Below are 23352 nucleotides of genomic sequence, written 5' to 3'. Positions count from 1 at the left end.
ATGCACGCCCGTCGCACCTTGCTGCAACTGGGCGCCGGCCTGGCGCTGCCCACGGCCCGGGCCCAGGAAGACCCCACCGGTGGCGACCCGCTGGGCGCCATGACCTGGCCCACGCTGCGCCGCCAGCACCTGGGCCAGAGCCCCATGCGCTTCAGCCAGGAAGTGAAGGTTCTGGGCCCGGCCTTCGCCGACGACGCCATGAACGTGCCGCTGCTGGTGGACGCGCGCGCGCTGGCCGGCAGCGGTGGTGGCATCGCGCGCATCCGGGTGGTGGTGGACCGCAACCCGGTGCGCGAGGTGCTGGACTTCGAGCCGCTGCGCGCCCTGCCCATGCTGGCCTTTCGTTTCCGCCTGGAGCAGGCCTCGCCGGTGCGCGCCATGGTGCTCACGCGCGACGGCCAGTGGCACGTGGGCGGCACCTGGGTGCAGGCGGCCGGCGGCGGCTGCACGGTGCCCGGCCTCACCCGCGCCGACGGCTCCTGGAGCCGCACCCTGGGCCAGGTGCAGGCGCGGCTGTTCCCCAACGTGATCGAGGGCAGCCACCGGCTGCGCCTGCGCGTGATGCACCCCATGGACACCGGCCTGGTGGCCGGCATCCCGGCTTTCTACATCGAACAGCTGCAGCTGACCGACGCCCAGCAGCGCCCGCTGTGGCGGCTGGCCCTGCACGAGCCGGTGTCGGAAAACCCGCTGCTGACCTTCGAGCTGGGCGAGCGCCCGCAGGCCCCCCTGCGCCTGAGCGGGCGCGACAACAACGGCAACCTGATCGTGGCCGAGGTGGCGGCATGACGCGGCGGGTGCTCGCGGTTGTGCTGGCCCTGCTCGCGCAATGGGCGCCCCTGCCCGCGCGCGCGCAGGCCACGCTGGACTACGCGCTCACGCCGCGCCAGATCGCCCCGCGCACCTGGGTCATCGAAGGCGCGGTGGACGACTTCCGGCCCGCCAACGGCTGCAACATCATCAACACCGGCTTCATCGCCACCGGCGCGGGCGTGGTGGTGGTCAACACCGGCCCCTCACGCCGCTATGGCGAGCAGCAGCGCCGCGCGATCGAACGCCTCACGGCCGAGCCGGTGGTGCTGGTGCTCAACCTCAACCAGCACCCCGACTACTTCTTCGGCAACCAGGCCTGGACCGACACGCCCACGGCCGCGCTGGCGGGCAGCATGGCCGGCATGGTGGCCGAAGGGCCGAGCTACGCCGACAACCTCTACCGCCTGTGTGGCGGCTGGATGGCGGGCACCGAATCCACGCCGGCGCGCGAGGCCGTGGCGCCGCGCGCGTGGCAGATCGGCCAGCACAGGCTGCAGCTGCTGCGGCTGCAAGGCCACACCGGCGACGACCTGGTGCTGCTGGATCACGGCACCGGCGTGCTGTTCGCGGGCGGGCTGGTGTTCGCGCAGCGCGTGCCCACCACGCCCCATGCCGACATCGAGCGCTGGCTGGCCAGCCTGTCGCGGCTCGACACCCTGCTGGCGGCCGACAGCGTGGTCGTGCCCAGCCACGGCCCGGTGCACCGCGGCCACGCCGGCATCGAGCAGACGCGCGACTGGCTGCTGTGGGTGCGCGACACCCTGGCGCGCAGCGCCGAGCAGGGCCTGGACATCGGCGAGCTGATGCGCCAGCCCCTGCCCAGCCGTTTTGCCGGCTGGGCCGCGCAGCCGGCCGAATGGCACCGCACGCTGGCGGCGCTGTACCCGGCGTTCGAGGCACGTGCGCTGTTGCGTTCTGCGCCGCGCCAGTGATTCATTTCTGAACACTGTCACACCGGCGGCACAGCCGGTATGAAACGAAAAACCTATGGCAGCGGCTTTTGCCGCCCGCCAAGCCCGCCCACGGGCCCGTCCAGCTCGCAAAAACCGCATTTCGCCACTGGCACAGAAGTTGCCCCTCAGGGTCCGTGAACCGCATGGCAAAGCGCCTGCGGACACAAGGTAAACCCACGCCGCAGCCGCGGCGCCATCCACCACGAGACAGCAGGAGACAACACTGTGAAACGCACCCTATTGAGCCTTTTGGTCCTGGCCGCCAGCGCCCACGTGAGCGCCCAGGTGACCGACGCGATGATCGCCAACGACGCCGCCACCCCCGACAACGTGCTGACCTGGGGCCTGGGCACACAGGGCCAGCGCCACTCGCCGCTGACCGGCATCAACGAGAAGACCATCCAGCGCCTGGTGCCGGTGTGGTCCATGTCCTTCGGTGGCGAGAAGCAGCGCGGCCAACAGTCGCAGCCACTGGTCAACAAGGGCAAGATGTTCGTCACCGCGTCCTACTCGCGCATCTACGCGGTGGACAGCAAGACCGGCCGCAAGCTCTGGAAATACGAACACCGCCTGCCCGAAGGCATCATGCCCTGCTGCGACGTGATCAACCGCGGCGCCGCGCTCTACGACAACCTGGTGATCTTCGGCACGCTGGACGCCCAGCTCGTGGCCCTGGACCAGGACACCGGCAAGGTGGTCTGGCGCGAGAAGATCGACGACTACTCCGCCGGCTACAGCTACACCGCCGCGCCGCTGATCGCCGAAGGCCTGCTCATGACCGGCGTGTCGGGCGGCGAGTTCGGCGTCATCGGCCGCGTCGAGGCGCGCGACCCCAAGACCGGCAAGATGGTCTGGACGCGCCCGGTGGTCGAAGGCCACATGGGCTACAAAGACGGCAAGGAAAACGGCATCAGCGGCACCACCAACGCCACCTGGCCGGGCGAGACCTGGAAAACCGGCGGCGCGGCCACCTGGCTGGGCGGCACCTACGACGCCAAGACCGGCCTGGCCTACTTCGGCACCGGCAACCCCGGCCCGTGGAACAGCCACGTGCGCAAGGGCGACAACCTCTACTCGGCCTCCACCGTGGCCATCGAGGTCAAGACCGGCCAGATCAAGTGGCACTACCAGAGCACGCCCAACGACGGCTGGGACTACGACGGCGTCAACGAGTTCGTCACCTTCGACATGGACGGCAAGCGCATGGGCGCCAAGGCCGACCGCAACGGCTTCTTCTACGTCAACGACGCCGCCACCGGCAAGCTGGTCAACGCCTTCCCCTTCGTGAAGAAGGTCACCTGGGCCACCGGCATCGACCTCAAGACCGGCCGCCCCAACTTCGTCGACGAAAACCGCCCGGGCGACCCGACCGGCCCCGGCAGCGACGGCACCAAGGGCAAATCGGTGTTCGCGGCGCCGGGCTTCCTGGGCGGCAAGAACCAGATGCCCATGGCCTACAGCCCCAAGACCGGCCTGTTCTACGTGCCCACCAACGAATGGGGCATGGAGATCTGGAACGAACCCATCACCTACAAGAAGGGCGCCGCCTTCCTGGGCGCGGGCTTCACCATCAAGCCGCTGTTCGACGACCACATCGGCTCGCTGCGCGCGATCGATCCCAAGACCGGCAAGGTGGCCTGGGAAGTCAAGAACGAGGCCCCACTGTGGGGTGGTGTGCTGACCGCCGGCGACCTGGTGTTCTGGGGCACGCCCGAGGGCTACCTCAAGGCCGCCGATGCCAAGACCGGCAAGGTGGTGTGGCAGTTCCAGACCGGCTCCGGCGTGGTGGCCCCGCCCATCACCTGGACCGAAGGCGGCGAACAGTACGTGAGCGTGGTCTCCGGCTGGGGTGGCGCCGTGCCGCTGTGGGGCGGTGAAGTGGCCAAGAAGGTCAACTTCCTCGAACAGGGCGGCTCGGTCTGGACCTTCAAGCTGATGAAGTGATGGCACGCGCCACCCACCACTGGGTGGCGCTGGCCCTGGCCGGCGCCGCCCTCGCCCCCTGGGCCCGGGCCGGCGACGGCCCCTTCCTGCACACCACCACCGCCGTGGTGGAAGACGATGACGAGCGGGTGTTCGAATTCAGCACCACCCTGGTGAACCAGCGCCACCAGCGCGGCTGGCGCACCCAGCTGGGCTACAGCTTCTCCCCCACCCTGAGCGCCGAGCTGGAGCTGGGCCGCGAATGGGAAAAAGGCGCAACCGGCAGCGAACGCGAGCTGGGCGTGGGCCTGTGGCAGGCCTGGCTGGACCCCGCCCGCGAAGGCTGGGGCCTGGCCTCCAGCATCGAACTCGAATGGGCGCGCGCCACCGGCTCGCCGTGGCAGCGGCCGGCCTTGAACGCGGTGCTGGCCGCCTCGCTGCCGCTGCTCGACCACACGCTTTGGCTGCACGCCAACCTGGGCGCGCGCAACGCACCCGGTGACGAACACCGCCGCTGGGACGGCCTGTGGTCGGTGGCGGCCCAGTACAAACTGGCGCGGCGCACCGAGACCTTCATCGAAACCGGCGGCACCACCCGGGGCAGCGAACGCAGCACCCAGCTGGGCCTGCGCCAATGGCTGGTGCGCGAAAAGATCGCCGCCGACATCGGCATCGGCCGCCGCCTGGCCGATGGCGAGCGCCACCGCTTCGTGGCCATGCGCCTGTCCTTCTTCGACATCTCTCCTTAACGACTTTCAGGTTGCCCCATGCACGCGATTTCCTCTTCCCTCCTCCTGTCCACCGCCCTGCTCTGTGGCGCCGGTGCCTGGGCACAGACCACCCCCTCGGCGGCCGACCTGGCCAAGGCCAGCGGCTGCTATTCCTGCCACGCCAACGGCGAAAAGATCGTCGGTCCGGCGTTTGCGTCCATCGCCGAGAAATACGCCAGCGACAAGGACGCCGCCGCCTCGCTGGCCCAGTCCATACAGAACGGCTCCAAGGGCAAATGGGGCCGCATCGCCATGCCACCCCACGCCAGCCTCAGCAGCGCCGAACTCAAAACCCTGGCCAGCTGGGTGATGACGGTGAAGTAGAGCTCCCCCCGCGCCGCCTGCGGCGTCACCCCCCAGGGGGCGATGCCAGCCGACCGGCAGAGCCGGATCGGCGGCATCCTGGGTTAGGCGGCGGCACTCGGGACGGTTCACGCTCCGGCGACGCGAGGAACAGGGCCACGCCACCGGACCCCTCAAGCGCCCGGCACGATCTCCAGCCAGTCGCAGCGCAGGACACCGCGCAGGTGCAGGCGCCGCCGCCAGTTCACGTAGAGGCCGGGCGAGAGGAACAGGCTCAGGCTCACCGGCAGGGCCCAGGGCCACAACAGGAACACCAGCGGCGTGCTGACGCAGCCCATCATCCAGCAGGTCAGCACCACGTCCCAGGCGTGGTATTCGATCGGGTGTTCGCCGCGGTGCGCCACCTGCCAGCGCTTGATGAGGGTGAGTTGGCTCAGCTTCATGGGCGGCCTTTCACAAGGCGGGTCCACCATTCTTCTCCCATCCCGCCGCCAGCGCCAGAGGCCCGAGTGTTCTGGTCGGGTTAGGGCCTGTTCACGCTATTTTTCCAAGATGCGTTGCGAGTCAAAAAGGCCATGCGCAAGGCGCGAAACGCCGCCGGGGCATCTCCCCGGCAAGGCTTCGCAACGCGGCGCATGGCCTTTTTGGCCGCAACCCGAAGGGAATGGTGTGAACAGGCCCTAACGCACCCATTCCGCCGTGAGCAGGCCCCCGGTCAGAAAGCCGCTCGGCACCTTTTCCTCGCGCTCGAACTTCACCAGCCCCTTGCCACGGCAATACCACTCGCGGCTGATCAGGGGCACGTCGGTGAAGCCGTTGACGGGGTCGGTGTAGAGGTTGAGGCGGCCACGTCCTTCCACCCGCAGGCAGGGCCTGAAGCTGCCAGCCGGGGTGCTCACGATCTCGTCCACCGCCTCGATGCGCCAGGTCATCAGCGTGCGGTGCGAATGCTTGAGTTCGCGCGGGTGTTCGTTGCGCCGCCTCAGCAGGTGAGGCACGGTGGGCTGGGTCCACTCGGTGCCCACCACATAGGGCGCCTTGAGCACCCACAGGGGCTCGGGATCGGCCTGCGGCACGTCGTCGATGTCGGTGCGTATGGCCACGCGGCGCACGCCTTGTTCGTCACTGACCAGGTGGTAGCCGACGCCGGCCGAGTGGTGGCGCACCATGGTCTGGTGTTCATGGAAAGGCACCGGGCCGTGCACCCGCAGCGTCCATTCCTCGGCGGCCTGCGGCTCGTCGCCACCGATCTCCACTCGGTAGACCTGCTCGTCGCCGTCCACCAGCGGGAACCAGGCCTCGGGCTGGCCGCGCTGGCAGGCCGCCAGGGCCAGCAGCAGCACGATCACGATCGTCCACCGGATCATCGCGATCCCGCTCATTTCTCGGGCAGCTGCGCGCGTGGCAGGTCGCTGAGCTTGATCTGAAGGCGGTCGTTGCCGGCGGGGCGCAGCCAGGCGAAGCCGCCCGCACCGCGCAGGGGTTCGGTGCTGCCCATCTGCGTGTTGCCCTCGCGCGCCTTCTTGATGCCGTCGCCCAGGAGGCGGTGCAGGTCCTTTTCGTAGGGCAGGCGGAACACCCTGGGCATGGCCAGCGGCTGGTTGTCCTTCATCGGGTTGACCCAGACGTAGATCGCACCGGGCTGGTTGCGCGCCGGGCTGGGTTCGTCGAACACCGCCGACAGCAGCACAAAACGGCGCGGCAGTTCGTCGTCGCTGGGCCACCCCGAGACACCCAGCAGCGCCTGGTGGCTGAAGGCGTAGAAGCCGCTGACCAGCAGCACGCCCACGGCCTTGACCGCCCAGTGCCAGCGCGTGGCCAGGCACAGGCACAGCAGCAAAAAGGCCAGCAGCGCATAGACGATGGCCAGCAGGGTGAGTTGGGAGGTGACGGCGGGAATCATGGCGGAGTGGTGTTCAGAACGTGTTTGCGATCTCAGAGCCCGGCGCGCTGCACGATGGTCAAGGGGCGGGTGTTGAGGTCGGTCACGCGGCCGCTGCTGTCCAGCGTGAAGCGCACCAGGGTGCGTTCGTCGCCCTTGCGCGGGATCTGCACCGTGCCGGTGTAGATCACCTCGGCCTGCGGGTTGATCTTGACCACCGTGGCGCTGACGTCCACCGGCTGCTGGTCGGCGCTGTCGTAGTAGTGGGCGTTGACCACGTATTCGCCCGGCACCACCCCGCGCAGGGTGACGATCTCCTGGCGGTAGGGGCTGCTGATCTCGCGGCCGTTGACGATCAGGGTGTTGTTCTTGGCGCCCCGGTCGTCGCGGTCCAGGTGCAGCATGCCGGCGTCGCGCTGGCGAAACCACAGGACCTTGCCACTGGGTTCCTGCACCCAGGCGTCAACGTCGTTGGGGTTGTGGTCGGGCCAGGAGACGGTGACCATGAACTCGGCCTTGGCCGGGATGTCGCCGGCCTTGCGGGCCAGCGGGTTGAAGGACAACATGGCCACCACGAAGCAGAACACGAAGGCGATCAGCATGTTGAACAACATGTCGTAGAACGGGTCGGTCTCGGTGTCCCGCACGCGGCGGCCGATGGCCATGTCAGTGCCGCCCGGCCGCCCGAAGGCACTGTTGCGCCCCCTTGGGGGGCAGCGATACGCGGAGCGAAGGGCGTGGGGGTCTTTTCACTTCACGGGGCCTCCGGCGCATCGCAACGCGCCCGCTCGGCCGCCAGCAGGGCATCGGCCACCAGCGCGTCGGCGAAGCGGTCCAGGCGCATGAGCTGCAGGCCCAGCAGGATGTTGCCGCTCAGCCCGGTCATGGTGGTCAGCAGCGCAATGCCCAGGCCGCCGGTCAGGTTCTTGAGCAGGCGGGCCGACTGGCTGGGGTCGAAGCTGTCCATCTGCCCCAGCTGCAGCGCCAGGATGGAAAAACCGATCACCTTGCCCAGCAGGCCCAGCTTGAGCTGTATGCCGTTGAGCCACCAGGCCATCTCGTGCGGGCCGTGCGCCTGTTCGCCCAACACCTGCTGCCAGGTGCCGCGGTCGGCGCCGGGGCGTGCACAGCCTTTCAGAAATGCACCGCTCCAGCCACTGGGCAGTGGTGCGCCGTCCGGGTCGGCCAGGCAGCGGTCGAGCTGTTCGCGTTCGCGCCCCAGGCGCCAGGCGCGCTGGCCCACCCACAGCGAACAGCCCGTGAACAGCAGCACGATGACCACGGTCAGGCCGGTCGGGTCGGCCTCCACCAGCCGGTGCCACAGGCCCTGGCGCCACATCAGCACGGCACCGAACCACAGCAGCCCCATGAAGGCCAGCCAGAGCAGGAACAGGCCCTGCCCGCCCCGCTCCAGCGCCACCGGAGCGGCGCGCGCGCCGGGCAGCTGGCGCACCAGCCAGGCGCCCAGCATCTGGCGGTGGGCCTGGCTGCCGGCGGCGGTGCTGGGGGGCGTTGCCATGCGTTCTCAGAGGGGGTGCAGCTCGCGCGAGGCCGCGTCGGTGCGGAACACGATGGGCTGCTCGCGGCGGCTGGGCGCCTGGCGCACCAGCTGCACCACACGGTCGTGGTGCGGCGACTTGCCGCACACCGGGTCGGCCTGGGCGGCGTCGCCCGTGATCTGAAAGGCCTGGCAGCGGCAGCCGCCAAAGTCCTTGTGGCGCTCGTCGCAGTCGCGGCAGGGCGGCTTCATCCAGGCCTCGCCGCGGTAGGCGTTGAAGGCGGTGCTGCGGGCCCAGATGTCGGCCAGCGGCGTGTCCTGCACCCGTGGCAGCTGCAGACCGGGCAGGTTGCGCGCGTTGTGGCAGGGCTGGGCCACACCATCGGGCGCGATGGCCAGGAAGACCGCGCCCCAGCCGTTCATGCAGGCCTTGGGCCGCTGCTCGAAGTAGTCGGGCACCACGAACAGGATGCGGCAGCGGTTGTCGGCTTCAGCGCGGTAGCGCTGCACCACGGCCTCTGCCTCGCGCAGTTGCTCGGCCGTGGGCATGAGCTGGTCGCGGTTGACCCAGGCCCAGCCGTAATACTGGGTGTTGGCCAGTTCCAGGTACTCGGCGTCCAGGGCCTGCGCCATCTCGATGATCTTGTCCACGTGGGGCAGGTTGTGCCGGTGCAGCACGCAGTTCATGACCATGGGCCAGTCGTGCTGCTTGATCAGTCGCGCCACCTTCTGCTTGAGTTCGAAGGTTTTGGTGTGGCTCAGGAAGTCGTTGAGCTCGCGCGTGGAGTCCTGGAAGGACAGCTGGATGTGGTCCAGCCCGGCGTCCTTGAGGCGGCGCGCGCGCGTTTCGTTGAAACCCACGCCAGAGGTGATGAGGTTGGTGTAGTAGCCCATGGCGCGGGCTTCCTGCACCAGCTCCTCCAGGTCGTCGCGCAACAGCGGTTCGCCGCCCGAAAAACCCAGTTGCGTGGCGCCCAGGGCACGCGCCTGGCGCATCACGTCCACCCACTGCGCGGTGTCCATCTCCTGCTGCAGGCGCGCGTGTTGCGTGGGGTTGTAGCAGAACACGCAGTGCAGCGGGCAGCGGTAGGTCAGCTCGGCCAGCAGCCACAGCGGCGGCGACACCTCGGCCGGCACAAGGGGGTCAGGCAATCCAGCCACGGCGTTGGCCCTCCTGCAACAAGTCCCTCACCTGGGGGCCGAGGCCCGACACCGCGAACTGGGTCTCCAGCTCGGCCACGATCTCGTCCACGCTGCGCTGCCCGTCGCAGCGGCGCAGGATCTCGGCGGCACTGTCGTTGAGCTTGACCATGCCCTCGGGATAAAGCAGCACCCAGGCGGTCTGCACAGGCTCGTACTGCATGCGGAACAGGCGCGCCAGGCGCGGGCGCTCGGGCAGCACGGCGGTATTCATTGCGAAGCCTTCTCGATGGCGTCCAGCATGGTCCAGAGGATGTCGAGCTTGAACTGCAGGATGTCCAGCGCGCGCACCTGGTCGGCTCGGGTCCTGAAGTGGTCCAGCGTGACGCGCAGGCCGTGTTCGACATCCCGGCTGGCCAGCGGGATGCGGCTGCGGAAATAGCTCAGGCCCGAGGCCTCTATCCACGGGTAGTGCAGCGGCCAGGTGGCCAGGCGGTCCTTGTGGATCTGTGGCGCGAACATCTCGGTGAGCGAGGAACACACCGCCTCCTGCCAGGGCGCGCGGGCCGCGAAGTTGACGTAGGCATCGCAGGCGAAACGCACGGCCGGCACCACGCCCTGCAGCGACCACAGGTCGTCGCGTGCAATGCCCACCGCCTCGCCCAGGCGCGTCCAGGCCTCGATGCCACCGGCCGCGTTGCCCTGGTGGTCGCCGTAGCCGTCGTGGTCGAGGATGCGCTCGACCCACAGGCGGCGCTCGGCGCGGTCGGGCATGTTGGCCAGGATCGCGGCGTCCTTGCGCGGGATGCAGATCTGGTAGTAGAAGCGGTTGGCCACCCAGCAGCGGATCTCGTCCGGCGTGCAGCCGCCGCTGTTCATGCGCACGTTGAATGGGTGGTGGATGTGGTAGGCCTTGCCCTTGGCGCGCAGGTGCTGCTCGAATTCGTCGCGGCTCCAGGGCGGGGCCACGGTATCGAGGGTATGGGTGTGTGCGATGTCCATGGTGTTCTTGCTCAGAATGCGATTTCCATGCCGTCGAAGGCGACCTCGATGCCGTGCGCCGTCAGCTCGGCGCGTTCGGGCGCGTCGTCGCGCAGGATGGGGTTGGTGTTGTTGATGTGGATCAGCACCTTGCGCACGCCGCTCGGCAGGCGGTCGAGCTGCGCGATCATGCCGCCGGCACCGCTTTGCGGCAGGTGGCCCATCTCGGCCGCGGCCTTGCGCGACAGGCCCATGCGGATCATCTCGTCCTCGGTCCAGAAGGTGCCGTCCACCAGCACCACGTCGCAGCCGCGCATGGTCGCCAGCACGGCGTCGCTGACCTCGCCCAGGCCAGGCGCGTAGAACAGGCGCCGGCCGGTCTGCGGGTTGGCCAGCAGCAAGCCGATGTTGTCGCCGCGGCGCGGCCGTTCGCGGAAGGGCGAATACGGCGGCGGCTTGGACGGCAGCGGCAGGGCCAGCACCGTGACGCCGGGCAGGCCCGGCACCGCCTGCGGCGCGTCCAGCGCCAGCGGCAACGGCGCCACGCCGCAGTAGTGCGACAGCACACGGGTCAGCGGCAGGCCGTCGCTCAGGTCGGACAAGACCTCGGGCGTCGCCATCAGCGGCAGCGGCGTGCTGCGCTCGCGCAGCATCAGCAGGCCGGTGACGTGGTCGATCTGGGCGTCCATCAGCAGCACGGCGGCGATGCCGCTGTCGCGGATGGCGCGGGCCGGCTGCAGCGCCGGCGCGGCACGCAACTGGGTCAGCACATCGGGCGAGGCGTTGACCAGCAGCCAGTCGACACCGTTGGCCGACACGGCAATGGACGACTGCGTGCGCGCCGTGGCGCGGATGCTGCCGCGGCGCAGGCCGTCACAGTTGGGGCAATTGCAGTTCCACTGCGGGAATCCGCCACCGGCGGCCGAACCCAGGACCCGAACAAGCATGTGTGCGCCTCACAAGGACAAAAAAAGGCGCACGCGTGAAACACCCGTGCGCCGGTACGAACACGCCGCGGATCAGCGGTTGGCGATGTACATGGTGATTTCAAAACCGAAGCGCATGTCGGTGAAGGCGGGGGTGGTCCATTGCATAACTTGTCTCCAATAATGGTTGGCACGGAATGTGTCTGCTCACCTGGGCATGTGTTCCACACCTCGGCTTGCGAGGCATTCAAAGCAATATCGATGCCATGGCCCTGCCCCGCAATTCCGCACCCCCACCACGCCGCCAGGCCCCCTCTTCAAAGGCCTGGCCAGCCCCGCACCGGCTGCCGCTGGCGCGCGGCGCACACATGGCCTGGTGGCAGGTGGGCCAGGGCAGCGGCACGCCCTGGCTGGTCCTGCACGGCGGCCCCGGCAGCGGCAGCAGCGCCGGCCTGCTGGCGCCTTTTGACCTGAACACACAGCGCGTGATCCTGCCCGACCAGCGCGGCGCTGGCGCCTCCACGCCCCGTGGGAGCCTGCGTGGCAACCACACGGCGCAGCTGGTGGCCGACCTGGAGCGCCTGCGCCAGCACCTGGGCCTCGCGCGCTGGCATGTGCTGGCCGGCTCCTGGGGCACGGTGCTGGCCCTGGCCTACGCGCAGCGCCACCCCGGGCGCGTGGCCTCGCTGGTGCTCAGGGGCGGGTTTGCCCTGAGCCGGCGCGAGATCGACCGCCTGCTGAGCCGCGCCCCACCCCCGGCGTGTTACGCCAACCGCGCCGCCCAACGTGCCCGGCTGTCACAGGTGCTGCAATTTGGAACACTCGCTGTTGCAACACAACAGGTGCGCGCCTGGCAGCTGCTGGAGCAGGCGGCCGTGCAACACGGACAGTGGCGGGCGCTGCGGCACACCCCGGCCGGCAGCGCCCACCATGCGGCCCGCCGCGCCTGGGCCCAGACCCGCCGCGCCCACCGCCGCGGCCTGGCCAGCCGGCACCGGCCCGGCCGCACACGCGGCGACCACGGCCAGGCCATCAAATTCCTCATCCAGGCGCGCTACCTCCAGCGGCGCGGCTTCGTGCGCCCTGGCGCACTGGACGGCGCGGTGCGCCAGCTCGCGCAACACGGTGTGCCGGTGGACTGGGTGCATGGCCGTTGTGACGCCGTGTGCCCGCCCGCCAACAGCCGGCGCTGGCTGGCCGTGGGCACGGCCGCCGCGCGGGACGCCGGCACACAGCCGCCCCGCGCCCACTGGCCCGTGGCCGGGCACCTCGGCGGCGAGCCGGCCCTGCTGCTGGCCCTGCGTGCCGTGGTGCAGCGATGAGCCGCTGGCTGGGCCACCTGGTGGGCGCGCTGGCCGCGCTGGTGCTGGCCGCCTGCGCCACGCCCGCGCCCTCCTGCGACACCCAGGCCCCCGTGCCCTGGCGCGCGGTGGCACCCGGCGTGTGGGTGTGGGAGCCGGCGGCGCCCGCCGACATCAGCACCGCCAATCAGGGCCATGTGGCCACCACCAGCGTGTTCATCGATGGCGGCGAGGCGCTGGTGGTGGACCCCGGCCCCAGCCTGCGCCACGGCCAGCGCGTGCGGGCCTCGCTGACCTGCCGTTTTGGCGCCCGCGTGCGCTGGGTGGTCAACACCCACGCCCACGCCGAGAACGTGCTGGGCAACGCCGCCTTCGCCGACCTGCAGCACCGTGGCCAGCTCGACATCGTGGCCACGCCGGGCACGCAGGCGGGCATGCGCCAGCGCTGCGACCAGTGCCTGGCACACATCACCGAGGCCGCCGGCGCGCAGGCCCTGGCGGGCACCACCGTCGTGTGGCCCCACCGCGCGCTGGCCCACGGCGAGCGGCTGACCGTGGGCAGGCAACAGTTGCAGGTGCTGCGTGTGGCCCAGGCCCACACCGAGGACGACCTGCTGTTGTGGTGGCCCGCGCAACGCGTGTTGTGGGCAGGTGGACTGGTGTACGGGGACCGCCTGCCCGAACTGGCGCAAGGCAGCCTGAGCGGCTGGCTGCGTGCGCTGACGGTGATCGATGCGCTGCGGCCCCAGGTGGTGATCGGCGGCACCGCCTCGTCGGCCGAGGGCGGCCGCGTGCCGACACTCGAATCCACCCGGCGCTACCTGCGGGCCTTGCGCGACGCGGTCTGGGCCGCCATGGACAGCGGCCGGCACGCCAGCGAAGCAGCGACCCTCGCCCTTCCGGATTTCGCCCACTGGGCCGGCTACGCGCAGCGCCAGGGCTTCAACGTGTTGCGCGCGTGGCGCGAACTGGAGCCGCTTTGGATGAACAAGGGAGAAGCTCCCGATCGGTAGGTGTCCCACCGGGAGACACCGCCGGGCCGGCTCCGCCGGACGGCTGGTGTCGCCCCCTGGAGGGGGGATGCGGCCACGCGCAGCGGGCAAGCGACGGGGGTGGGTTCACCCCCAGACGTCAGGCGGTAGCTGGTCTTTTTTCCGGTAGATGGTGTTGCGAGATACCCCCAGGGCCTTGGCCGCGGCCGACACATTGCCCTTGTGTTCGCGCAGCACCCGGGCCATGGCGGTCAGGGCCACGTCCTGCAGGCTGCCGCCTTCGGGCTCGCGGGGCGCCTGGGCCCAGGTGGGCGCCGTGTCGGGGTAGGCGACCTCGGGGTCCACGCCGCTGGGCACGCGCTCGGGCCGCACGGCGGCCGTGGGCACCACCGGCCGCAGCTCCGAGAGGAAATCGTCGGGCAGGTGCATGCGCTGGATGGCACCGCCCGAGCCCACCATCACCACCGCCGTGCGCAGCAGGTTGTGCAGCTGGCGGAAATTGCCCGGCCAGTGGTAGCCCCGGAACAGGGCCATGACGTCCTCGGAGATCGTGACCACCTGGCCCCTGTCGCACAGCGTGCCCAGGATCTTCTGCACCACCAGGTCGAAGTCGGTGCGCTCGCGCAGCGCGGGCAGGCGCACCACCAGGCCGTTGAGGCGGTAGTAGAGGTCCTCGCGGAAGTCGCCGCGCGCGATCAGCTCCTTGAGGTTGCGGTGCGTGGCGCAGACCACGGCGACGTCGATGTCGACCTCGCGGTGCGAGCCCAGCGGGCTCACGCGGCGCTCCTGCAGCACGCGCAGCAGGCGCGCCTGCAACTGCTTGGGCATGTCGCCGATCTCGTCGAGGAACAGCGTGCCGCCGTTGGCCTGCTGGATCTTGCCGATGGCGCCCTTCTTGCGCGCGCCGGTGAAGGCGCCCTCCTCGTAACCGAACAGCTCGGACTCGATCAGGGTTTCGGGGATGGAGGCGCAGTTGACGGACACAAAGGGCTGCCCGGCGCGCGCCGAATCGCCGTGGATGGCCTGGGCCAGCAGGTCCTTGCCGGTGCCGGTCTCGCCCAGGATCATGACGGGGATGTCGCGCCCCTGCACCATGCGCAGCTTCTGGATCACGGTGGCCACCTGCGCGTCGCCGGTGTCCAGGTACTTGAGGGTGGACAGGCGGGGCTTGGCCGCCGGTGCCGCGCGCGCCGGGGCGGACACCACCACGGGCGCGGCCTCGTCGGCACTGTCCTGCGGGGCCGACGTCGACACGCCGTTGAACCACTGCCCGGCCTGCTTGAACTTGAAGCGGCACCAGACCGACACGCCGTTGTGCAGGTAAAGCAGGTGCGGCTTGGGCATGCCGCTGCTGGAGAGTTCGTAGAGCTGCGACACCGGGATGCCGAACAGCGACGAGAAGGTGTGGGTCTTGAGCGCGTTGAAGGACAGCCCGAGCTGGAACTGCGCGCTGCGGTTGGCCGACAGGAAACGGCCCTCGGGCGAGAACACCGCGATGCCTTCGACCAGGGTGCCCAGGAATTCCGAGCGGGTGTGAAAATGGATGCGGATCGCCTTGGGGAAGATGTCGGCGAACATGTGGTTCTCGATCATCTGCGCCGACATGCGCACCAGGGCCATGGTGTGCTGGTGGAAGCTGCGGTAGTCGCCGGTCACGTCCAGCGCGCCGATCACCTGGCCGAAGGGGTCGAAGATGGGCGTGCACGAGCAGGTCAGGAACTGGTTGGCGTTCATGTAGTGCTGGTTGCCATGCACGATCACCGGTTGCTCTTCCTTGAGCGCGGTGCCAATGGCGTTGGTGCCCTTGCTCTGCTCCGACCAGTCCACCCCCGGCAGCAGCGCCACCTGCGAGGCCTTCTCCAGGAAGTCGGTGTCGCCCAGCGAATGCAGCACCAGGCCCTTGGCCGAGGTCAGCAACACCATGCTGTGGGTGTTGGCGATCTGCTCGAACAGGGTCTCCATCACCGGTGCCGCGTGCTGGAACAGGAACTTGTTCTCGTCGCGCGCCTCGTTGACCGCGACCCGTCCCTTGTTGGAAAAATCCGGCCGGTCGTCGGAGCTGATGCCGTAGCCCCGCGAACGCTGGTGCGATTCGGCGATCAGCGCGCGGTGGCGCTCGCCCTCCAGGTCCCATTCGGCCTGGGACGCGGGGCGGTCATTGGTCGGCGTGTACGCGGCATCCCGCATGGGGTCTCCAGCATGGTCGGCTGCGAGGGTCCAGGTCCCGCTGTCCCACTCCATCGGTGGCAGGGCCAGTTCGGGACTTGTCTCCTCGGTTGCTCTGTCTTGTGTGTCCACCAAATTGTCCTTTGTTCTGTGACAGTGTTCAACCACCTAGCAAAAGCCCGGCCACGGGAAAATCCCAACGAAATCAAGGGTTAACCCGCGGAAATCCGTGGCCCGCTTGACACAGCGAACAGCGGTGGATCACACCGGTGATCCGTTTTGGAACAGCGCACAGGCCAGGGCCGGGCCGCCCGTTGGAGACCGCCAGAGGGCGCACACCCTGCGGGCAAGGTCGGGCCGGCGAATGGCACGCTTATTGCCTTTTTGGCTCCGACCACCCCATCAGCAGGAGACACCATGAAACGACACATCCCCCACCTTCCCGCGGCCGCACGTGCTGCCATCGCCTTTGCCGCCGCCCTTGGCGTGGCCGCCGCCGTGTTCGCCCATGGCGACGTGACACCACAGTCGGTGGACACCCACACCCTGCCCCAGTTGGGCGCGAAGTGGCTGCCCAGCAATCCCTACAAGGAAGGCGCGGCACGCACCGAGGCGCTGCGCATCGGCACCTCGGCCTACAACCAGAACTGCGCCCGCTGCCATGGCCTGGAAGCCATCTCCGGCGGCATCTCGCCCGACCTGCGCAAGCTCGACAGCGACTGCACCGGCCTGGCCGACGCCACCAAGAAGCAGGCCTGTTTCGCCGAGATGGACGAGTTCTATGCCGCCACCGTGCGGCGTGGACGCGTGCGCGACGGCCGCGTCTACATGCCGCCCTTCGAAGGCACGCTGACGCAGGAAGCGGTCTGGGCCATCCGCACCTACCTCGAGACGCGGAGGGAGCCGTGAGCACCGCGCACCCCCTGCTGCCGCGCCGCGCCTTCGTCGCGCTGGCCGCCTCGGCGCTGGCCTGGCCGGCGGCGCAGGCCCAGACCGAGCTGAGCGACCTCGCCAAGATCCGTGCCAGCGGCGTGCTCAAGGTGGCGGTCTACAAGGACAACGCACCCTTCTCCAACGGCAAGGGCGCGGACATGGACGGGCTGGACGTGGCCCTGGCCACCGCCTTGGCCGAGCAGCTGCAGCTCAAGCTGACGCTGCTGCCCTTCGACGCCGGCGAGAACATGAACGACGACCTGCGCAACATGGTCTGGCGCGGCCATTACCTGGGCTATGGCCCGGCCGACCTGATGCTGCACGTGCCGGTGGACAAGTACCTGATGCAGAAGAACCGGCAGGTGCTGATCCTGGCGCCCTACATGCGCCAGGTGCAGGTGCTGATGCACCACACTGCCACGCTGCCGCAGGTGAGCGGTCCCCAGGACCTGCAGGGCCACAAGCTCGCTGTGGAGCGCGGCACCGGCACCGCCAGCGCCTTGATGGGCCACGGCGGTGGCCTGCTGCGCAAGGACGTGGTGCTGTTCAACAGCGGTATCGAAGCGGCCACGGCGGTGCTCGATGGCAAGGCGGCGGCGGCCTACGTGCTGCGCTCGCAGGCGGAAGCGGCCATCGCCAGCAGCGGCAGCAAGACGCCGGTGGCCCTGTCGGCCCTGCCGCTGCCCGGCGTGCCCGACAACGGCTGGCCGCTGGGCATGGCCATCAAGTCGGAGCACAAGGAGCTGGGCCAGGCGCTGGAGAAGGCGATGACAGAGCTGCGCGCCAGCGGCCGTCTGCTGGCACTGTTCAGGCAGCAGGGCATGACACTCACCGCGCCTTGAGAACGTGTTGACGTTCCGACGCCCAGGCGGGCAGCGGTGTGGCACATGGCTTGCTTGACTTGGCGCCAGCACAGCCAACCCCACCGGAGCCCGCCATGAACCGCAACGACGTCACCGAGAAGATCATCACCGTCAAGGTGAGCAAAGGCATCAGATGGGAGGACGTCGCCAGGAAAGTGGGTGAAAGCAAGGAGTGGACAACCGCCCTGTGCCTGGGCCAGATGACCGCGTCGCCGGCCCAGGCCAAGGTGCTGGGCAAGATCTTCGGCCTCACCGCCGACGAGCAGAAATGGCTGCAGGTCGTGCCCTACAAGGGCTCGCTGCCCACGCCCGTGCCCACCGATCCGCTGATCTACCGCTGGTACGAAATCGTCAATGTCTACGGCAGCACCATCAAGGAGCTGATCCACGAGGAATTCGGTGACGGCATCATGAGCGCGATCGACTTCAGCATGGACATCCAGCGCCAGCCCGACCCCAAGGGCGACCGCGTGAACGTGGTGCTGTCGGGCAAGTTCCTGCCCTACAAGACCTACTGACCCGCGCGGCGGGTCAGCGGACCTCGACCGGCTCCAGCGCGACCGGCTGGGTGGGAGGCGGCACCTGCGGCCCGCGCTGGCGCGCGTTGCGCTCCACGATGGTCTGCATCACATAGGTACCAAATGACGGGTCCTGGTAGAAGACCTGCCAGAACTTCTCGGCCGTCAGGCTGCCGATGCGCACATCGGTGAGGCAGGTGGCGCCGGCCGTGCGCTGGTGGCTGCGGGTGAACACGCCCATTTCGCCCAGCAGCTCGCCCTTGCCCAGCTCGATGTGGACCCGTTCGATGAGCACCCGCCCCTCCAGGATCAGATAGATGTGCTCGACCGGGTCGCCTTCCTGGAAGATGTGGTGGCCCGCCGGGTACTGGCTGACCGACATGTAGGGCAGCAGCATGTCGAGCGAAAAGCGGCCACCCGCCACGCGCCTGACCTGCCCGAGCAGGTCGCGCATCTGGTGCAGGCGCCAGAGGTTGAGCGGCAGCAGCAGACCATGCAACACCATCACCGGCACCAGGCCGGCCGCCAGGCCATAGCTGAAAAAGGCCACGTTGCTGGCGATGGCCGCCACGCGCAGGGCCACCATGGTCTTGAGCGAAAAACTCAGCAGCACCAGGCTGGCGGCGGCCCAGCCCAGCAGTTCGGTCGGGCTGAAGGGCATGTGTGTGGGGGGGTGGTGAGGGATGGAGGTGGGCTGATGATAGAACCTAGACCGCCCATCCATCAAAAAAAAAACCGGCCCCAGGGGGCCGGCGTGTTCGGAAAGGAACCGCTTACTTGCGTGCCTGAGCGACGGCGCCCTGCACGTCCTTCCACAAGGCCTCACCCACGTTGGCGGCGATGCTGGCGTTGACCGCGCCCAGCTTCTCGCGCATGCGGTTGGCCTCGGCGGCCGACAGCTCGTTCACCACCATGCCCTTGCCCTTGAGATCGGCCAGGGCCTTGGCGGCCTCGTCGCGGGTGTCCTTGCGTTCGAAGTCGCGGCTCTTGGCTGCGGCGTCCATCAGCACCTTCTGCTCGGCCTTGCTCAGGCCGTCCCAGTACTTCTTGCTCACCGTCACGATCCAGGGGCTGTAGACGTGGTTGGTCACGGTGAGGTATTTCTGCACCTCGTAGAACTTGCTGGACAGGATGGTGTTGTAGGGGTTCTCCTGGCCGTCCACCGTCTTGGTCTCCAGCGCGGTGAACAGCTCGGAGAAAGGCAGCGGCACGGCGTTGGCGCCCAGGGTCTTGAAGCTGTCGAGGAAGACGTTGTTCTGCATCACGCGCAGCTTGATGCCGTCCATGTCCTCCAGTTTGGTGACGGCGCGCTTGTTGTTGGTCAGGTTGCGAAAGCCGTTCTCCCAGTAGACCAGGCCCACCAGGCCCTTCTCCTGCAGCTTGTCCATCACCTTCTGGCCCACCGGACCGTCCAGCACCACATCGGCCTCCTTGGCGTTGTTGAACAGGAAGGGCGTGTCCCAGATGGCCATCTCCTTGGTGATGCCGACCAGGGTGGCGGTGGAACCCACCATCATTTCCTGCGCGCCGCCGATCAGGGCCTGCTGCATCTGCACGTCCGAGCCCAGGGCGGCGGCGCCCACGGCGCGGATCTTCATCTTGCCGCCCGAGGCCTTTTCCACCTCCTCGGCAAACAGCTTGACCGCGCGGCCCTGGTTGGACACTTCGTTGAGGCCGTAGCCAAAACGGATGATGCGCGGCTTGATGTCCTGGGCGATGGCGCCGAAAGACGCCACCAGGGCGGCGGCGGACACGGCGGCCAGCACGGTGCGGCGGAAGGTTGTCATGGGAGTCTCCTTGGGGTTGGGTCGGGGTGAAAAAAAGACGGGCTCAGCGCATCCAGCGCACCGGCTCGATGACGATCTGCGGGAACACCACCAGCAGCGCCAGGATGAACACGTAGGTGATGAGGAAAGGGTTGACGCCGCGGATCACGCTGGGCAGCGAGATGCGGCCAACACCCGCCACCACGTTGAGCACCGTGCCCACGGGCGGCGTGATCAGGCCGATGGCGCCGTTGAGCACGAACATCAGGCCGAAGTAGACCGGGTCGATGCCGGCCTTGACGGCAATGGGCAGCATCACCGGCGCGAAGATCAGGATGGTGGGCGTGAGGTCCAGGGCGGTGCCGATCAGCACCAGCACCACCATCATCACCGCCATCAGCACCCGCGGGTTCTCGACCATGGGTCCGAGCCAGCCGGTCAGCAGGTTGGGCAGGTCGGCCAGGGTGATCATGTAGCTGGCCACCTGGGCCCCGGCACACAGGAACATCACGATGGACGTGGTCTTGGCGGCGCGCACCAGCACACCGTGCACAGCGCTGAACTTCATCTCGCGGTGCACGAACAAGGCCACGAACAGCGCGTAGAACGCGGCCACCACGGCGGCTTCGGTGGGCGTGAACACGCCCGACTTCATGCCGCCGATGATGATCAGCGGCATCAGCATGGCCCAGAAGGCACGGGCGGTGGAACGCAAGCGCTCCTTCAGCGGCAGCGGCTCGCCCTGGGGCAGGTTCAGGTCCTTGAGCACCCAGCGCCAGGCGAAGATCAGACCCACGCCCATCAACAACCCCGGCACGATGCCCGAGACGAACAGCGCCGAGATCGAGGTGTTGGTGGTCACGCCATAGATCACGAAAGGCATGGACGGCGGGATGATGGGCGCGATGATGCCGCCCGAGGCGATCAGACCGGCCGAGGTGTTCATGGGGTAGCCCTGCTGGCGCATCATGGGCAGCAGGATGGTGGCCAGCGCCGCGGTGTCGGCCAGGGCCGAGCCACTCATGCTGGCCATCAGCACCGCCGCGCCGATCGCCACGTAACCCAGGCCGCCGCGGATGTGGCCCACCCAGGCCTGGGCCATGGCGATGATGCGCCGGCTGATGCCGCCCGCGTTCATCAGCTCGCCGGCCAGGATGAAGAAGGGCACGGCCAGCAGCGGAAAGCTGTCGACGCCGGCCACCAGGTTCTGCGCCAGCAGCTGGGCGTCCCAGAAGTCCAGCACCCAGGCCATGCCGGCCCCGGTCAGCACCAGGGCCAGGCCCATGTTCATGCCGGTGCCCATCAGCACCAGCATGCCCAGCGAAAAGACCACGAAGGCCTGTGCTTCAGCGCTCATCATCACTCCACTTCCGCGCCGTGGCCCAGGTCCAGCGGCTTGCGCGTGACCAGTTCCACCACAGCCATCACAGCGATGGCCACCGAACACAACAGGGCCGGCAGCGGCAGCAGCGCCGCCGAATACCCCATGACCACCGAATGGCTGCCCAGTCCCACCAGCACCTGCTGCCAGGCGCCCCAGGCCAGCATCGCGCAAGCGGCAATGACCAGCAGGCGGATCACCGCCGTGATGGCGGCAAAGGCCAGTGGCCGCTGCGCCAGCAGGCCGGCCAGGCTGGTGAACGCCATGTGTTCGCCGGCCGGGTAGGACACGGCGGCACCGATGAAAACCATCCAGACGAACAGCAGCCGCGACAACTCCTCGCTCGCGGCCACGCCGCTGCCGAAGCCATAGCGCAGGACCACGTTGATGAAGACCGAGGTGGCCATGATCGCCAGGCACACGGCCATGGCGGTGTTGGCCAGGCGCTGGGCGGCGCCGCGACGCGGCTCGTGGGGCGAGGTGTGGGCACTCATGGGGCAGCCTCCGAGGTGTGGAGCCAGGCGGTGGCCTGGTCCTGCAGTTGGGCGATGGGCAAGCGCGCATCGAGGCGCAGCACGCCGGCTTCACCCACCGGCGATTCGAGCGTGGCGAACTGGCTGTCGACCAGTGCGCTGGAGAAGAAATGGGTGTCGGCGCGCGCGGCCACACGCTGGCCGGCATGGACGCGGTCGATGTCCAGGAACACGAAGCGCAAACCTGGGCAGGCGGCGCGCAGCTGCTCGCGGTAGGCGCGCTTGAGGGCCGAGCAGGTCAGCACGGCACCCTCGCCGTGCGCCTGCAGCAGCCGGCCCAGGGCCTGCAGCCAGCCGGCCCGGTCGGCGTCGGTCAGGGCAATGCCCTGGCGCATCTTGTCGCGGCTGGCGGGGCTGTGGTGGTCGTCCCCTTCGATCAGGGGCACGCCCACCGCGCCGGCCAGGGCCGCGCCCAGGCTGGACTTGCCGCAGCCGGCCACGCCCATGACCACCACAAACACCGATGTCGGTGAAATATTCATTTGGACAGCGCTATCCCAAAAGTTCAAAAAAGGGCTTCCCGAAGGAAGCCGGCCACCGGTGCCGATACTTGGGCCGATGACGGAAAATGTGCCGCCCGACAGCTTGTTCAAGTCATCGGACAGCGCTATCCTAACCGGATTGAACCGCCACCCATTTAGGGAAAACCCTTGAACCGCCCCGAACCCAAACGCCGTTCCAGCGGCCGCGTCACCCTCAGCGATGTCGCCCAGTTGGCCACCGTGAGCCCCATCACCGCCTCGCGTGCGCTGCGCGGCGAACGCAGCGTGGCGCCCGATCTGGTGGCCCGCGTGTTGGCGGCCGCCCAGCAGCTGGGCTACGTGCCCGACCCGGCCGCCCGGGCCCTGGCCTCGCAGCGCAGCAGCCAGGTGCCGGTGCTGGTGCCCCTGCTGTCCAACGCGCTGTTCGTGGACGTGCTCGACGCGGTGCACCGCACCCTGCATCCGCACGGCTTCCAGACGCTGATCGGTGTCACCCACTACGACCCCCAGGAAGAGGAGCAGCTGCTGCGCTCCTACCTGGCGCACCGGCCCGCCGGTCTGCTGCTGACCGGCTTCGACCGCACCGAGGCGGCGCGCCAGATGATCGCGGCCAGCGGCGTGCCCTGCGTCTACCTGATGGAGCTGACCCAGGCGCCCAACGTCTACTGTGTGGGCTTCTCGCAGCAGGATGCCGGCCACGCCATCACCGAACACCTGCTGGCGCGCGGGCGCCGGCGCATCGCCTTCGTGGCCGCGCAACTGGACCCGCGCACCCTGCAGCGGGCCGAGGGCTACCGCCGCTGCCTGCGCGAACACGGCCTCTACGACCCCAAGCTCGAACGCCTGGTGCCCGAACCCTCCAGCATGCGACTGGGCGGCGAACTGTTCACCGAACTGCTGCGGGCGCGACCCGACTGCGACGCCGTCTTCTTCAACAACGACGACCTGGCCCAGGGCGGGCTGCTGGCCGCGCTGCGCCTGGGTGTTGCCGTGCCCGACCGCGTGGCCGTGGCCGGCTTCAACGACCTGTCGGGCAGCGATCAGATGCTGCCGCCGCTGACCACGGTGCACACACCACGCTCGGAGATCGGCCAGGCCAGCGCCGCCATGCTGCTGGCGCTGATGCGGGGCGAGATGCCCCAACCCAACTCACTGGACCTGGGCTTCGAGCTGCGGCTGCGCGGCAGCAGCTGAGCGCGTGGCCCGGCCCACCGGCGCGCGCGGGCGT

At 68.9% G+C, this 23352-nt stretch carries 27 protein-coding genes; 11 read left to right on the top strand and 16 right to left on the bottom strand.

Going from position 1 to position 23352, the window contains the following annotated elements:
• The 5 genes from AAHB17_RS12715 (at position 1) to AAHB17_RS12695 (ending at position 4783) form a co-directional block, all read left to right on the top strand.
• Entirely contained in the window at positions 1–789 is a 789-nt protein-coding gene (locus AAHB17_RS12715; protein WP_342130963.1) for a quinoprotein dehydrogenase-associated SoxYZ-like carrier, read from the top strand.
• Positions 786–1745 carry a quinoprotein relay system zinc metallohydrolase 1 gene (locus tag AAHB17_RS12710; RefSeq protein WP_342130962.1) on the top strand — a complete coding sequence of 320 codons (960 nt, stop codon included), beginning with the start codon at positions 786–788 and terminating at the stop codon, positions 1743–1745. The genes AAHB17_RS12715 and AAHB17_RS12710 overlap by 4 nt, the downstream gene beginning before the upstream one ends.
• Positions 1746–2006: 261 nt before the next feature.
• Positions 2007–3710: a PQQ-dependent methanol/ethanol family dehydrogenase gene (locus tag AAHB17_RS12705; protein WP_342130961.1), complete on the top strand. Its 1704-nt coding sequence runs from the start codon at positions 2007–2009 to the stop codon at positions 3708–3710.
• On the top strand, positions 3710–4438 hold the full coding sequence (locus tag AAHB17_RS12700; protein ID WP_342130960.1) for a hypothetical protein: 729 nt from the start codon (positions 3710–3712) through the stop codon (positions 4436–4438). Before AAHB17_RS12705 ends, AAHB17_RS12700 begins: the two co-directional genes overlap by 1 nt.
• Positions 4439–4456: 18 nt before the next feature.
• The gene (locus AAHB17_RS12695; RefSeq protein WP_342130959.1) at positions 4457–4783 is read left to right on the top strand and encodes a c-type cytochrome; all 327 of its coding nucleotides are present in this window, start codon (positions 4457–4459) and stop codon (positions 4781–4783) included.
• A gap of 152 nt (positions 4784–4935) precedes the next feature.
• On the opposite strand, the gene AAHB17_RS12690 is transcribed toward AAHB17_RS12695, so the two are convergent.
• The 10 genes from AAHB17_RS12690 to pqqA form a co-directional block, all read right to left on the bottom strand.
• Entirely contained in the window at positions 4936–5205 is a 270-nt protein-coding gene (locus AAHB17_RS12690) for a hypothetical protein (protein WP_342130958.1), read from the bottom strand.
• Between the two features lie 237 nt (positions 5206–5442).
• Positions 5443–6129 (bottom strand): hypothetical protein, encoded by a 687-nt coding sequence (locus tag AAHB17_RS12685; protein WP_342130957.1) that lies wholly within the window; start codon positions 6127–6129, stop codon positions 5443–5445.
• An 11-nt stretch (positions 6130–6140) separates the two neighbouring features.
• Complete coding sequence (locus AAHB17_RS12680; protein ID WP_342130956.1) at positions 6141–6665, bottom strand: hypothetical protein; 525 nt, start codon at positions 6663–6665, stop codon at positions 6141–6143.
• 32 nt (positions 6666–6697) lie between these two features.
• Positions 6698–7309 (bottom strand): hypothetical protein, encoded by a 612-nt coding sequence (locus AAHB17_RS12675; RefSeq protein WP_342130955.1) that lies wholly within the window; start codon positions 7307–7309, stop codon positions 6698–6700.
• An 89-nt stretch (positions 7310–7398) separates the two neighbouring features.
• The gene (locus tag AAHB17_RS12670) at positions 7399–8163 is read right to left on the bottom strand and encodes a hypothetical protein (protein ID WP_342130954.1); all 765 of its coding nucleotides are present in this window, start codon (positions 8161–8163) and stop codon (positions 7399–7401) included.
• A 6-nt stretch (positions 8164–8169) separates the two neighbouring features.
• The gene (gene pqqE / locus AAHB17_RS12665) at positions 8170–9294 is read right to left on the bottom strand and encodes a pyrroloquinoline quinone biosynthesis protein PqqE (protein WP_342130953.1); all 1125 of its coding nucleotides are present in this window, start codon (positions 9292–9294) and stop codon (positions 8170–8172) included.
• A complete protein-coding gene (gene pqqD, locus AAHB17_RS12660; protein ID WP_342130952.1) occupies positions 9287–9556 on the bottom strand; it encodes a pyrroloquinoline quinone biosynthesis peptide chaperone PqqD in 270 nt (89 codons plus the stop codon). Before pqqD ends, pqqE begins: the two co-directional genes overlap by 8 nt.
• A complete protein-coding gene (gene pqqC, locus AAHB17_RS12655) occupies positions 9553–10284 on the bottom strand; it encodes a pyrroloquinoline-quinone synthase PqqC (RefSeq protein ID WP_342130951.1) in 732 nt (243 codons plus the stop codon). Before pqqC ends, pqqD begins: the two co-directional genes overlap by 4 nt.
• A gap of 11 nt (positions 10285–10295) precedes the next feature.
• Positions 10296–11210, bottom strand: a complete 915-nt coding sequence (gene pqqB, locus AAHB17_RS12650; RefSeq protein ID WP_342130950.1) for a pyrroloquinoline quinone biosynthesis protein PqqB — start codon at positions 11208–11210, stop codon at positions 10296–10298.
• Between the two features lie 72 nt (positions 11211–11282).
• On the bottom strand, positions 11283–11357 hold the full coding sequence (pqqA, locus tag AAHB17_RS12645; protein ID WP_086121059.1) for a pyrroloquinoline quinone precursor peptide PqqA: 75 nt from the start codon (positions 11355–11357) through the stop codon (positions 11283–11285).
• A gap of 200 nt (positions 11358–11557) precedes the next feature.
• Between pqqA and AAHB17_RS12640 the strand changes: the two genes are divergently transcribed.
• Both AAHB17_RS12640 and AAHB17_RS12635 read left to right on the top strand, forming a co-directional pair.
• A complete protein-coding gene (locus AAHB17_RS12640; protein ID WP_342130949.1) occupies positions 11558–12511 on the top strand; it encodes an alpha/beta fold hydrolase in 954 nt (317 codons plus the stop codon).
• A complete protein-coding gene (locus AAHB17_RS12635; protein ID WP_342130948.1) occupies positions 12508–13503 on the top strand; it encodes an MBL fold metallo-hydrolase in 996 nt (331 codons plus the stop codon). Before AAHB17_RS12640 ends, AAHB17_RS12635 begins: the two co-directional genes overlap by 4 nt.
• A 105-nt stretch (positions 13504–13608) precedes the next feature.
• Here AAHB17_RS12635 and AAHB17_RS12630 read toward each other — a convergent pair whose 3' ends face one another.
• Positions 13609–15669 carry a sigma-54-dependent Fis family transcriptional regulator gene (locus tag AAHB17_RS12630; protein ID WP_342130947.1) on the bottom strand — a complete coding sequence of 687 codons (2061 nt, stop codon included), beginning with the start codon at positions 15667–15669 and terminating at the stop codon, positions 13609–13611.
• Between the two features lie 396 nt (positions 15670–16065).
• On the opposite strand from AAHB17_RS12630, the gene pedF reads away from it, so the two are divergent.
• From pedF to cynS, 3 genes are all read left to right on the top strand, one after another.
• The gene (pedF, locus tag AAHB17_RS12625; RefSeq protein WP_342130945.1) at positions 16066–16557 is read left to right on the top strand and encodes a cytochrome c-550 PedF; all 492 of its coding nucleotides are present in this window, start codon (positions 16066–16068) and stop codon (positions 16555–16557) included.
• Positions 16554–17423, top strand: a complete 870-nt coding sequence (locus tag AAHB17_RS12620; protein ID WP_342130944.1) for a substrate-binding periplasmic protein — start codon at positions 16554–16556, stop codon at positions 17421–17423. The genes pedF and AAHB17_RS12620 overlap by 4 nt, the downstream gene beginning before the upstream one ends.
• Before the next feature lie 95 nt (positions 17424–17518).
• On the top strand, positions 17519–17962 hold the full coding sequence (gene cynS, locus AAHB17_RS12615) for a cyanase (protein WP_342130943.1): 444 nt from the start codon (positions 17519–17521) through the stop codon (positions 17960–17962).
• 13 nt (positions 17963–17975) lie between these two features.
• On the opposite strand, the gene AAHB17_RS12610 is transcribed toward cynS, so the two are convergent.
• From AAHB17_RS12610 to AAHB17_RS12590, 5 genes are all read right to left on the bottom strand, one after another.
• Positions 17976–18623, bottom strand: coding sequence for a Crp/Fnr family transcriptional regulator (locus AAHB17_RS12610; protein WP_342130942.1), 648 nt, complete (start codon positions 18621–18623; stop codon positions 17976–17978).
• A 112-nt stretch (positions 18624–18735) separates the two neighbouring features.
• A complete protein-coding gene (locus AAHB17_RS12605; RefSeq protein ID WP_342130941.1) occupies positions 18736–19749 on the bottom strand; it encodes a TRAP transporter substrate-binding protein in 1014 nt (337 codons plus the stop codon).
• Positions 19750–19792: 43 nt separating this feature from the next.
• On the bottom strand, positions 19793–21085 hold the full coding sequence (locus AAHB17_RS12600; RefSeq protein WP_342130940.1) for a TRAP transporter large permease: 1293 nt from the start codon (positions 21083–21085) through the stop codon (positions 19793–19795).
• Positions 21086–21087: 2 nt separating this feature from the next.
• Positions 21088–21603, bottom strand: a complete 516-nt coding sequence (locus tag AAHB17_RS12595; protein ID WP_342130939.1) for a TRAP transporter small permease subunit — start codon at positions 21601–21603, stop codon at positions 21088–21090.
• The gene (locus tag AAHB17_RS12590; protein WP_446719597.1) at positions 21600–22088 is read right to left on the bottom strand and encodes a gluconokinase; all 489 of its coding nucleotides are present in this window, start codon (positions 22086–22088) and stop codon (positions 21600–21602) included. Before AAHB17_RS12590 ends, AAHB17_RS12595 begins: the two co-directional genes overlap by 4 nt.
• 204 nt (positions 22089–22292) lie before the next feature.
• On the opposite strand from AAHB17_RS12590, the gene AAHB17_RS12585 reads away from it, so the two are divergent.
• The gene (locus AAHB17_RS12585) at positions 22293–23318 is read left to right on the top strand and encodes a LacI family DNA-binding transcriptional regulator (RefSeq protein WP_342130937.1); all 1026 of its coding nucleotides are present in this window, start codon (positions 22293–22295) and stop codon (positions 23316–23318) included.
• The last annotated feature ends 34 nt before the right edge of the window (positions 23319–23352 follow it).

The sequence above is a fragment of the Hydrogenophaga sp. OTU3427 genome (assembly GCF_038440225.1).
Classification (GTDB): domain Bacteria; phylum Pseudomonadota; class Gammaproteobacteria; order Burkholderiales; family Burkholderiaceae_C; genus Hydrogenophaga.
This window is presented reverse-complemented; position numbering and strand designations above follow the sequence as displayed.